We start from the raw sequence: 11,520 nt of genomic DNA on the forward strand, positions 1-11,520 counted from the left end.
ATAATCTGTCCATAATGAAGCATAGTTTCCTCCGCTAGAAAGCACTCCTAATGAATAGGATCCAGCAGTTACACCTGACTGATAATGTGTAAATGAGGCACCATTATTATTGTTCATATAATAAACGTTTGGCGCCACATCATGACAAGAAAATGCATCTAAATGGCCATCATTATTAATATCAATAAAATTAGTTCTTTGACAGAAAATATATTCTGATGGATTAATGTTTGAATAGGCTGTTCCTGTATTGTTAGATTTCCAAAATGTTAATCCATTTCCGCCTCCTAAAACCAAATCATTAAATCCGTCTCTGTTGTAATCCCCAGCTGCAATACTCCAAGAAGGCATATCACTAGCTCCTGTTATTGGAAAATCGGTCATGTTAAAAGTACTTCCTGTACCTTGGTAATGAATTTTTAAATTATTTGTGCTTACACCTACAATGTCGTCTTTGTTATCACCATTCATATCCACCACACAAATGTTATAAGAACTATTTATTGTTGAAATAGTTTGAGAAGTATAATTTACAGGAGTAGGTATTGGAGCGATATATGGTCCTTCTGATAGTTGAAAAGTAAATCCTAAAGAAGACCATCTGTTATCCCAAGCAATATAATAAGTAGTTTCAGCTATAGCTGTAAAACTTCCTACTGACGAAAAACTTGCTCCTGAATCATCATCACCACCTACACAAGTTAATGTACTACATGTTCCACTATAAACATGGAAGCGAGTATCAATTTTTGGAGTATTTGCTACAATATTTGAACTGATTGTTGTGGTATAGTTTTGTGTAGGAATATATTTATACCATTCACCAGCCGTAGCACCAGATCCATTTAATGCACATATAGGAGTAGGAATTTGTGTTCCGTTTACTGCAGTTACTACATGCATTCCAGTTGTTATTGTTGGCGCACTTGCACATGTGTCTTGAGCCCAGTTAGAGTAATTAATAAAAATTACAAAAAACAACATAAAATATTTTTTCATTTTTGATATAATAAAATGTTATTACTGACAAGGTTGTAATGAATTTATCCATTGTCCAATTAAACTTATTGCTTCTTCATGAACTACTGTTCTTCCGTGAAGAGGCATTCTGTATGCTTCATTTGTTGTGTTTAAACGATAGTATAACATGGATCTATTTATGTTTCCTGGTGTTATGATTTTTCCTAAAGCTGGAGCGAAGTTTTGCATATCTTGTGTGTCAACACAAACTCCTAAGTTTGTTAATCCGTTTGCAGCACCTGTTTCGTTAAAAGCAAATCGCATTGGCCTATAATCGCAATGTTTTCCATTTTGGTGACAATGGGCACAATTAATATCTAAATAAGAGCGTACTCTTTTTTCTAAAGATTTTGATGTGTCGTTATAGTCTATTGTGGTATTATTTTCTGTAGGTAAAGTGAAATTATTCTCTAAATAACCTTGCTCTATCCATTTTGTTAGTTGATTTTGAGTAGAGGATCCGTAATTATAGTTATGATTTAGATTTTGAGGTTTAATTCCAATTGGGATATGAATGGTTTGTAAATTTCCATTAACATTTTCTGTGTTTTTATGACAAGTGATACATTGAACTTCAGATGGAATTCTGTAATCTGTAGTTTTTATAACATTATTATCATCTTTCCATGATATGTTTACAAAACTTCCATTTAAATCTAAATACGCTTCTGTTTGTGCCTCATTCCAAACATAATCAGCAAAAATCCAACCCGTTTGTTTTCGAATCATTATTCTTGTTTCAATAATACGAGTTGTATTGTTAGGTTGAATTTTATCATAATAAAAGGTTTTTATCAAAGCGGATCCTACTGGTAATTCTAATACTTTCGAGTCCCCATTATAAGTTGCTTTTACGCCAATTGGCATCCAAACAAATCTTTTTTTGTGAGCATAATCTGAAAATAACACACTTGCTGGCGCATAAGGAAGTACATTTAATGAAGGGATTTGATTTTTCATTTCACCTTCAAAAAAATGATAATCAGAAAGTTTAGGATAGGGTATTTGCGTTAAGTCAACTTTAACAGGTGAAGTAGGTAAGGTATTATATTCTTCTTCAGTTTCATCATTACACGATATTATTAATAATGCGATACTTAAAAGTAAAATAGATAGTATTTTTTTATTCATTCGTTAATTTTTACAAAAATAATCAAAAAAATGCAACATTTGTATATAAAATATAAGTTAGTTTACTTTTTCATTTTCAAATAGTTAATTTCTTATTTTAATTTAAGTAGAATATTGTAATTTTTTAAATTGTTTAATGCTTCTTTCGAAGAAAAATCTAATGAAATTTCCTCTTTTAAATATTCTTTTTTTGAGGAAATTCTATTTATACTTTCGTAAAAACGACGCACTTCTTCTAAATTTGACAATACCAATTTAGGAACTTGTACATTTTCGCCATTTTGATTTTTGGCAACCATAGTAAAATAACTTGAGTTCGTATGTTTTACTTTTCCAGTTTGGATATTTTGAGAAGTTACGCGAATACCAACCACCATAGAGCTGTTGCCTACATAATTTACACATGCTTTTAAGATCACTAATTCGCCTATTTCAACTGGATTTAGAAAATTGACAGTATCAACAGATGCAGTTACACAATAGCTTCCACAATATTTTGAAGCACATGCAAAAGCAATTTGGTCCATTAAACGCAGCAAATATCCACCGTGAATTTTTCCGCTAAAATTACTGTGTGACGGCAACATTAATTCCGATAATGTAATTTTAGAAGCAGCAACTGTATTGGAAGTATTCATTATTTAGTATTAAAATAAGGTGATTTTTCTGGACTTACTTTTGTAATATAATAATTAGAATCTCCCCACCAATAAAAGGTTCCGTAGCGTTCAATATATTCAATTCTTACAAATTTCCCTTGGTTATTTTTCAATTGTTCAATAACTTCTGTTTGGTTATCCAATACAGAAAATGCGAATTTTTGCGAGCCAGAAAGCCCTTGACTCAATTCGCCTTCCCAAGTTTTAAAAACGTAACCTTTATGGCTAAACTTAATTAATTCTCCAGTGCGTATTCCGTCACTAAATGAGGCGTAATATAAAAAAGTAATATAGCTTGTTGCTGCTAATGTGACAGCTAATAAGGTATACATTATAATCTTACGAATCTTTGTCATTTAAATTTATTTATATTAATTTTCAATTTCTGATAGTAAATCCTCATCGTTTTCTGCTCGTTTCAAAATGGCTTCTGGTAAAGCTTTTTTTGCTTTTGCTCCCATTTTCTTTAATTTTTCCGCACTTGTAACTAAATTTCCTTTGCCTTCTGTAAGTTTATTCATTGCGGACGAATATTCTACTTTGGCTTCGTCCATTTTCTTTCCAATTTTAATTAAATCTGAAACAAATCCTTCAAATTTATCATATAAAGCACCTGCTTGACGCGCAATTTCAATAGCATTCTCTTGTTGTTTTTGGTTCGTCCACATACTATCAATGGTCCGTAATGTTGCTAATAGAGTAGTAGGAGTTACAATCACAATATTTTTTTCAAATGCTTTATTATATAATGTTAAGTCTTCCTGTAAAGCTAATGCAAATGCAGGTTCAATAGGAATGAATAACAATACAAAATCAGGACTTTCCATTTGATAAATATCTTGATAACGCTTCTCACTCAATTGTTCTACGTGACGTTTTACAGAATTCACATGCTCCTTTAAATGAATAATTTGTTGCACATCGTCTTCTTCATTTGCATATTTTTCATAAGCGGTTAATGAAACTTTACTATCCACCACCATTTTTTTACCATCCGGTAAATTGATGATTACATCGGGTAAAATTCGGCTACCTTCTTCAGAGGTAAAAGCTTGTTGCACTTCATATTCGCGACCTTTTTCTAATCCAGATTTTTCTAATACGCGTTCTAAAACCAATTCGCCCCAATTTCCTTGCATTTTACTATCGCCTTTTAAGGCTTTTGTTAAATTGATGGTTTCTTTGCTCATTTGCGCATTCATTTCGCTTAAGCTAACTATTTGCTGACGTAAAGCGGCATGATAATCTATACTTTCTTTATGTGTGTCTTCTACTTTTTTCTCAAAATGTTGTATTTTGTCTTGTAAGGGCGATAAAATATTTTTTAAGTTTTCTTTATTTTGTTCGGTAAATTTCAGTGTTTTTTCTTCTAAAATTTTATTAGCCAAGTTTTCAAATTCTTTGGTAAATTTTTCTTGAAGTTCGTTGACTTCTTGTTTTTGTTCTTTATTTCTTTCCAATAAATTATCAAAATCATTTTCTTTTTTCGCTAATAAAATCGCAAATTCTTCTTTTTCAGTTTGTACTTTTTGTTTTTCTATTTGTAAATCCTGAAAAGATATTTTTAATTCTGAAAGCTGATTGGTTTGAGATGTTAATTGTCCGTCTAAATTACTTTTTTCAGCATTAGATTGTGTTTTTGAAAGCAGTTTGCCAATATAAAAACCAATAGTTAAAGCAATTAAAATGGCGAATATTAAGATTATAGATGTGTTCATTTTTGGTATGTAATAGTTAGAAAGTAAAATTACTAATTTTTTTAAGTTTTACCTCAATTAAAAAAATAAAACACAGAAGTTAATAGAATTTTTATTTTTTCTATGTGCCTATGTGTTTAAAATTAAAACTATTTTTGCAAAATGAAGTTACACCAACATTTTATTTTACATAAGCCGCACGGATTTATTAGTCAGTTTATTTACGAATTAAAACGTAATAAAAGAAAATTGGGTGAATTATATAATTTTCCAGAAGGCACAATGGCAATTGGAAGATTAGATGAAGATTCTGAAGGTTTATTATTACTAACAACCGACGGAATGATGAGTGAATTGGTCAGAAGCAAAAAAGTAGCAAAAGAATATTATGCTCAAGTAGATGGAATTATCACATTAGATGCTGTTGAACAATTAAAAAACGGAGTAGAAATTGGTTTTCACGGTAAAAAATATATCACTAAAAAATGCGATGCGAATTTAATTCCAACTCCAACAAAAATTGGTGAAGGTAGAAGAATTAGAGATGAACGTCACGGTCCTACAAGTTGGGTTTCGATTACTTTAACTGAAGGGAAATTCCGTCAAGTAAGAAAAATGACATCAGCAGTTGGTTTTCCAACCTTACGATTAATTAGAGTTCGAGTGGGTAATATTGAATTAGATGATTTAAAAGCTGGCGAAGTGCGAGAAATTTTTACAGTAGATTTTGACAGAATTTTGGAGTGATTTTTAAGTTTTTTTATCTCACAATAAATTTACCGTGTATTTTATCAAAAATGATATGCTCATCTTTAAACAAAGTATCAAAAATACCTTTTTCAATTAAATTGCAAGGTTGATCTTGAATACAGTAATGTTTTGTCATCACAATCATTTCATCACTCAATTGAATAGCCAAATCGATATCATGAGTTGAAAACAAAATGCATTTTCCTGTTTCATGTGCTAGTTTTTGTAATAATTTAAACACCGAAACTTTATGAAATAAATCTAAATGTGTAGTCGGTTCATCTAAAATAATTAAATCAGTATCTTGTGCTAAAGCTCTTGCAATTAAAACCTTTTGTAATTGTCCGTCAGAAATTTCGAAGTGTTTTTTTTCTGTTAAATGTTCAATATTGGTAAGTTCAATGGCTGTATTGATTTTTGAATAATCTTCATCCGATAAAGTTCCAATCCAATTTGTGTAAGGTTGTCTTCCAAGAGCAATTAATTCCCAAACGGTTAAATTACTACTGGGTAATTTATCTGTTAAAACCAAACTTTGTTGTTGTGCTAACACCGAGTTTTCAATCGAAAAAATATCTTTGTTGTTTACTATAACTTCACCAGAAATTGGTGTTTGAATAGCTGTAATTGTTCTTAATAAAGTTGATTTCCCTATTCCATTTCCACCAATTAATGTAATTAACTTCCTTTTTTTTAATGAAATATTGATATCACTCGCAATGGTTAATACTTCTTTTTTGGAAGTATAACCAATGGATAAATTTTTGGTATGTAGTATGGTATTATTCATTGATATTCTATGTGGTTAAAACAAATCTAATGTATTCCTCTTTTTCTTACCAACAACCAAATTACAACTGGTGCCCCTAAAATTGATGTAATTGCATTAATTGGTAAAGTAAAATCTAAACCGGGTAATTGTGAAATCGTATCACAAAGCAACAAAATTACGGCTCCTAATAAAATGGTGGAAGAAAATAAAATTTTATGATTACTTGTTTGAAACACTAATTTTGAAATATGTGGAACGGCTAAACCAACAAAAGCAATCGGTCCTACAAATGCAGTAATGCTTCCTGCAAGAATTCCCGTGGCAATAAAAATTAAGTTGCGTTGTTTTTTAATATCGATTCCTAAACTTTTTGCATAGTTTTCGCCAAGAAGAAAAGCATCTAAACTTTTAATTGAAAACAAACTTAAAATCAAACCAATTACCACAGAAATACTCAAAATAGAAATTTGTAACCAACTTAGGTTTCCTAAATTTCCCATTGACCAAAATGTAAATTTTTGTAATTGTTCTGCTGTACTAAAATAAGTTAAAACGCTTACAATTGCTCCGGTGAAGCTACCAAACATTAAGCCAACAATTAGTATGGAAAGGGTATCTTTTAATTTTTTGGAGACTAAAAAAACTAACGATAACACGAATAAACTTCCTAAAATAGAGGCGAATAAAACACCTAAACTTGAAACGAAAATTTCACCTAAAAAAGCTGGCAAAATTGAAGCACCCATTATTACAAAAGCCACACCCAGACTAGAGCCAGAACTTAAACCCAAAACATAAGGCCCAGCTAATGGATTTCTAAATAAAGTTTGCATTAATAAGCCAGAAATAGATAAGCCAATACCAACTAAAGTTGCTGTTATTGCTTTTGGTAAACGGAAATTAATAATGATGTATTCCCAGGTGTCTTTTACTTCTCCAAATCCAAATATTGATTTGGCTACCTCTTTTATAGGAATAGCTACTTGACCAAAACTAATATTTAGTAAAAAAGCAACTACTAAACAGACAAGTAAAGTAGTAAATAGGATTTTATGTTGTGCGTTCTTTTTCAATTTTATTGTAGTTTTTCAAAGAAAAAAAGTTGATAATTAGGTAATAATTCTGGATGAAATATTTTTACTAAATCTTTTAACACTAAATCAGGACGGTTAGGCGCTAATTCGTAATAAATTACCCCACCAGTTTTACCCTTCTTTTTACTAAACGAATATATATATATTGTTTTAAAAGCTTTAAATTGTGAATAATGTGGGTTGGCATTTTTAATTTCTTCTAAAGAAGTATACTGATCTATAAACCAAATATCTGCATTTTTGGCCAAACTGTATACTTTTTCAAATGATAAAGATAGGCTTCCAGTGCCCTTGGTTTTTGCCCATAAATAGTTTCCTTTAGCGTTGCTAATAAATTTTGCACCCCAACTTTCCCCTTGCGGTAAGTACCATTTATTTTCATATAAAGACCCACTAAAAACAGTTGGTTTCACTTTCGTTTTTTCTACCAATTTTAATGTCTCATTATATGTTTTTTCAATCGAATTGAAAACTTCATTGGCTTGCTTTTCTTTTCCAAAAAGCACCCCGAAAAGTTTAATCCATTCCACTTTTCCTAATGGTGATTGTTCGTTCCAATCGCCATTTAGGATTACTTTTAAGCCATTTTTTTCTAAGTTATCTAAAGTGGGATTGCTATTGTCTAAGCCATAACCCATTATAATATCTGGTTGTAAATCAATTAAAACCTCAGTGTTTAATGATTGATTGCTTCCTAATTCTTTAATTTTTCCTGCATCAATTAAATATCTAACTTTTTCTGAAGAAATGTAATTTAAATTCGGAAAACCAATCAATTTTTTTTCTTCTCCAAGCATTTCTATTGATGGAATGTGTGTAGTAGATGTTAAAACAATAGTTTTAATTGGCACTTGAATTTGCGAAAGACTTTTATATTCTGTTGGAATTACAGCATTTTTTTTCTTTAATATATAGGAATATTTCTTTTTTGAATTAGGCCAAGGTGAAGTAACTTCTACAATTGAATAATTTTCTTTTGTAATGATAGTCAAGCCTTTTGCGTATTTTATTTCGTTATTTCTTGTGTTTTTTAATGTCTTACGTTCATTGTTTTTACAACACATAAAAGAAAATAAAAGCAAAAGAAAACTTATTTTTTTAGCAAGGTACATTGGTGAAATTTTTTACAAACTTAATAAATGTAAAAAGAAAGTACTGCAATTAAATTTTAATTTTTAATTATTTTGTGTGATGAGATAGTGCTGTCATCATAATTTAGTTGAAGAAAATATAATCCATTTTTTAGATTAGAAATATAATTTTCGAAGTCTATTTTCGAAGTAGAATTGATAATAATTTTACCATAAATATCTACAACTTCATAATTTGTTATTGTTTTATCCGTTTTGATATTTAATCCATTTTGAAATGGATTTGGATAAATTGAAGTCGTTATATTATCGAAAGATTGATTGCTTAACTGCACATCTCCTCCAATAAACTCCGTTGCTTGAATGACTGATGAGTAATTATCTAATGCGGTTTTTAAATTTAGTAAATTACAATTTGAGGACCTAATTCTATAATATCTTAAATTATTTGCATTTCCACTACTCGGAAAAGATTGTTGCATTTGTACAATGTTATGATTAGCAAAAATTTGATTTAAGCCGGCGTCATTTGTTACAACAATATTTCCATTTGTTCCTGTCTGTGTCCCAGTTGCATTAGTTATTAATTGAATTATAAGCATATTATTAAAATTATATTCAATACTAAATGCAGCTGATTCAATAACTGATGAATAATTTTGTAATTGGCTTAATAAATTAGTTCCGTATATATCAGCACAGACAACAGAAGTGTACCTTGGTAAGTTATCATAAGGATTTCCGTTTTTTGGTCTATATTGACTAACGAAATTTTGAGACAGAATTGCGTTTAAACCATTATCATTAGAAGTAGTTCCAGAATTTGTGTAATTATTAAAGATTGAACTTCCAACGTTTGGATTAACCAATTTCACTTCAATATAAACTTGGCTATATCCAAAAAACGAACTCAAAAAGAGTAGTAAAAGTTTTTTCATAACATGTTGTTTTCTTAAATACAAATGTAAAGTTAATTAAATATTTTATATTGTTAATAATTTTATTATACATTTACATTCGAATTTTGGTTGATGTTCTATAACATAGAATAATCATTAAAAGGGAATCAGGTGTAAAACCTGAGCTGTTCCCGCAACTGTATGCTATAAAACGTTAGTGTTATCTGCAAATCCACTGTTCTAGTAAAATAGGATGGGAAGGAATACACTAATAGGCAAGCCAGGAGACCTGCCACATTCATTGAGTATCAAACTTTCGGGAAAAAAGGTTTGGGTATGGGTAATTCTGTGCTTTTCTCCCATTTTGGAAAAAATTTAAATTAAAAAAATGAAACTAAATTTCATTAAACTATCAGCGTATTTTACGTTGGTTACCTCTTTTGCTATGGCTCAAGATCAAAATCAGCTTAAAACAATTGAAGAAATTGTTATTTCTGACACCAAATTTGCGCAAAGCAAAGAAAAATCAGGTAAAATTATTGAAAAAATTACTGCGAAAGATTTAGAAAACAAAAAAGGGCAATCTTTAGCCGCTGTTTTAAGTCAAGTTGCTGGAGTTGAAGTTGCAGGAAGTCAATCTGGAACTGGAAAAAATTTAGAATATTACATTCGTGGAGGAAGAAGTCGGCAAGTATTAATTGTAATTGATGGTGTTCCAGTAACCGATGCCTCAGGTATTGGTTTTCAATATGATTTGCGTTTGTTGCCAGTAGAACAAATTGAAAGTATTGAAATTATGAAAGGAGCGGCTAGTACTTTATATGGTTCTGGCGCCGCAACTGGTTTAATAAATATTACTTTGAAAAAAGCTTCAAAAAAAGAAATTGAAGGAACCGCTTACATGAATTTAGGCACACAAAATGTTCCCAACCAGAGGAAAACAAATGCTCAAGATTTTAATCAAGGTTTTTCTGTTAATGGAACAAAAGGGTCAGTTTCTTATTTTACTTCTTTAAACAGTAAAGAAACCAAAGGAATTAGCGAAGCTGCAGGTGCAAATTTTGAAACCGATTATTTTTCTAGAGTAAATGCTTTGCAGAAAATTGGAATTCAATTTAATTCTAAATTTAGTATTCAGGCTTTCACTAATTATGATAGAATGAAATCTTCTTTTGATAGAGGGAATTTTTCTGATGAAACGGCAAATATTTCACTTTCGGAGCAGTTTAGAGTTGGCTTTTCACCAAAATACAAATATGCAAATGGAGAATTAAATTTTGTTACAGGTTTTACTAACTTGGAAAGACATTATGACACATACAACACTTGGTCTTCGAGTGTTGAAACATCGTATTTCAAATCGAGAAGTGTTTCTATTGATATGTTTAATAAGTATAATTTTTCAAAAGCATTTTTTTTGATTTTAGGCACACAATTTCAATTTATGGACATGCAGGAAGAATCAAATTCTGAAAACATTTCAAATTCAGAGGCTAATTTTAACGTTATTGATCCGTATGCTACAGCTGTTTATTATTTTAATTTTGGATTGAATATTAATGTTGGCGCCAGATTAAACAAACATAATGTTTATGGAAATCACACGACATTTAATTTTAATCCATCTTTTAGTTTCAAAAAAACACCCTTAAAATTAATTTCTTCTTATAGTACGGCATACATCACGCCTTCGTTGTATCAATTATATTCTCCGTATGGAAATTTAAGGTTAAAACCAGAAGAAAATACTACTATTGAAGCAGGTTTTGAAACAACTGTATTCGATAAAAAAGTTACATTAAATACCGTTGGTTTTTACAGAGAAGAAGAAAATAGTTATGATTTTTTTACAGATCCGACTTCGTATGAATCTCAATACATCAACAATTCAAATGTTGTTATTGCAAAAGGAATGGAAACAACTTTAGTTATAAAACCAAATTCCTACTTATCGATAAACGGAAATTATACCTTTACGCAAGTCGCTGAAGCGCAAAGCAAATTAATTCCGAAGCATAAAGTAAATGTTTCTATAGATGTTGATTTTACAAAAAAAATCCATTGGAATGCACAATATCAATATGTAGCAGCGAGAAATGATGCGTTTTTTGATAACAATACTTTTGAAACCATAAAAACAACTTTAGGTTCATATCAATTAATTAATACAAATTTTTCAATTGACGTGTTGCCAAATAGATTATCAATTTTTACAGCGGTTACCAACATTTTGGATAAAGATTTTTATGAAAATATTGGCTATTCGGTAAGAGGAAGAAATTTTAAATTAGGATTAAACTTTAAGTTTTAAAATTTATTAAAACGTAATATTGGGTAAGCATTTTATTTTTGTAACAATTATAGTACAATGTTGTCTTATATTTGGAATAGATTTTGATAATTAGAT

The 11,520-nt window shown here is 30.0% G+C and carries 11 protein-coding genes and 1 riboswitch; of the genes, 2 read left to right on the top strand and 9 right to left on the bottom strand.

The genetic code is table 11. The features are described 5' to 3' along the window. The 5 genes from ACIQ2I_RS05070 to rmuC all read right to left on the bottom strand — a co-directional run. Window positions 1–999: FG-GAP repeat domain-containing protein (locus ACIQ2I_RS05070; RefSeq protein WP_396181349.1), on the bottom strand; the 999-nt coding region annotated here is incomplete at its 3' end. Between the two features lie 21 nt (window positions 1,000–1,020). Next, window positions 1,021–2,151, bottom strand: coding sequence for a hypothetical protein (locus ACIQ2I_RS05075; protein WP_396181350.1), 1,131 nt, complete (start codon window positions 2,149–2,151; stop codon window positions 1,021–1,023). Window positions 2,152–2,243: 92 nt separating this feature from the next. Next, the gene (locus ACIQ2I_RS05080) at window positions 2,244–2,789 is read right to left on the bottom strand and encodes an acyl-CoA thioesterase (protein WP_396181351.1); all 546 of its coding nucleotides are present in this window, start codon (window positions 2,787–2,789) and stop codon (window positions 2,244–2,246) included. After that, complete coding sequence (locus ACIQ2I_RS05085; protein ID WP_396181352.1) at window positions 2,789–3,166, bottom strand: 6-phosphogluconate dehydrogenase; 378 nt, start codon at window positions 3,164–3,166, stop codon at window positions 2,789–2,791. Before ACIQ2I_RS05085 ends, ACIQ2I_RS05080 begins: the two co-directional genes overlap by 1 nt. Window positions 3,167–3,181: 15 nt before the next feature. Beyond that, window positions 3,182–4,528 carry a DNA recombination protein RmuC gene (gene rmuC / locus ACIQ2I_RS05090; protein WP_396181353.1) on the bottom strand — a complete coding sequence of 449 codons (1,347 nt, stop codon included), beginning with the start codon at window positions 4,526–4,528 and terminating at the stop codon, window positions 3,182–3,184. Between the two features lie 141 nt (window positions 4,529–4,669). On the opposite strand from rmuC, the gene ACIQ2I_RS05095 reads away from it, so the two are divergent. Further along, window positions 4,670–5,254: a pseudouridine synthase gene (locus ACIQ2I_RS05095; protein ID WP_396181354.1), complete on the top strand. Its 585-nt coding sequence runs from the start codon at window positions 4,670–4,672 to the stop codon at window positions 5,252–5,254. A 13-nt stretch (window positions 5,255–5,267) separates the two neighbouring features. Here the strand turns inward: ACIQ2I_RS05095 and ACIQ2I_RS05100 are convergent, their stop codons facing one another. Genes ACIQ2I_RS05100 through ACIQ2I_RS05115 form a run of 4 tightly spaced genes read right to left on the bottom strand, consistent with a single transcriptional unit; the run spans window position 5,268 to window position 9,152 of the window. Beyond that, complete coding sequence (locus ACIQ2I_RS05100) at window positions 5,268–6,047, bottom strand: ABC transporter ATP-binding protein (RefSeq protein ID WP_396181355.1); 780 nt, start codon at window positions 6,045–6,047, stop codon at window positions 5,268–5,270. A gap of 26 nt (window positions 6,048–6,073) precedes the next feature. Continuing rightward, the gene (locus ACIQ2I_RS05105) at window positions 6,074–7,102 is read right to left on the bottom strand and encodes an iron chelate uptake ABC transporter family permease subunit (RefSeq protein WP_396181356.1); all 1,029 of its coding nucleotides are present in this window, start codon (window positions 7,100–7,102) and stop codon (window positions 6,074–6,076) included. Between the two features lie 2 nt (window positions 7,103–7,104). Next, window positions 7,105–8,235: an ABC transporter substrate-binding protein gene (locus ACIQ2I_RS05110; RefSeq protein WP_396181357.1), complete on the bottom strand. Its 1,131-nt coding sequence runs from the start codon at window positions 8,233–8,235 to the stop codon at window positions 7,105–7,107. A 56-nt stretch (window positions 8,236–8,291) separates the two neighbouring features. Continuing rightward, a complete protein-coding gene (locus ACIQ2I_RS05115; protein ID WP_396181358.1) occupies window positions 8,292–9,152 on the bottom strand; it encodes a T9SS type A sorting domain-containing protein in 861 nt (286 codons plus the stop codon). A 70-nt stretch (window positions 9,153–9,222) separates the two neighbouring features. Beyond that, window positions 9,223–9,425: riboswitch (cobalamin riboswitch) on the top strand. 76 nt (window positions 9,426–9,501) lie between these two features. On the opposite strand from ACIQ2I_RS05115, the gene ACIQ2I_RS05120 reads away from it, so the two are divergent. After that, window positions 9,502–11,424: a TonB-dependent receptor plug domain-containing protein gene (locus ACIQ2I_RS05120; protein ID WP_396181359.1), complete on the top strand. Its 1,923-nt coding sequence runs from the start codon at window positions 9,502–9,504 to the stop codon at window positions 11,422–11,424. The last annotated feature ends 96 nt before the right edge of the window (window positions 11,425–11,520 follow it).

It is taken from the genome of Flavobacterium sp. (assembly GCF_044368995.1).
GTDB lineage: Bacteria > Bacteroidota > Bacteroidia > Flavobacteriales > Flavobacteriaceae > Flavobacterium.

What these genes read in the sequence shown, in the direction of transcription:
- ACIQ2I_RS05075 (WP_396181350.1), bottom strand. Translation starts at nt 2,151, where the DNA reads ATGAATAAAAAAATACTATCTATTTTACTTTTAAGTATCGCATTATTA.
- ACIQ2I_RS05080 (WP_396181351.1), bottom strand. Translation starts at nt 2,789, where the DNA reads ATGAATACTTCCAATACAGTTGCTGCTTCTAAAATTACATTATCGGAA.
- ACIQ2I_RS05085 (WP_396181352.1), bottom strand. Translation starts at nt 3,166, where the DNA reads ATGACAAAGATTCGTAAGATTATAATGTATACCTTATTAGCTGTCACA.
- rmuC (WP_396181353.1), bottom strand. Translation starts at nt 4,528, where the DNA reads ATGAACACATCTATAATCTTAATATTCGCCATTTTAATTGCTTTAACT.
- ACIQ2I_RS05095 (WP_396181354.1), top strand. Translation starts at nt 4,670, where the DNA reads ATGAAGTTACACCAACATTTTATTTTACATAAGCCGCACGGATTTATT.
- ACIQ2I_RS05100 (WP_396181355.1), bottom strand. Translation starts at nt 6,047, where the DNA reads ATGAATAATACCATACTACATACCAAAAATTTATCCATTGGTTATACT.
- ACIQ2I_RS05110 (WP_396181357.1), bottom strand. Translation starts at nt 8,235, where the DNA reads ATGTACCTTGCTAAAAAAATAAGTTTTCTTTTGCTTTTATTTTCTTTT.
- ACIQ2I_RS05115 (WP_396181358.1), bottom strand. Translation starts at nt 9,152, where the DNA reads ATGAAAAAACTTTTACTACTCTTTTTGAGTTCGTTTTTTGGATATAGC.
- ACIQ2I_RS05120 (WP_396181359.1), top strand. Translation starts at nt 9,502, where the DNA reads ATGAAACTAAATTTCATTAAACTATCAGCGTATTTTACGTTGGTTACC.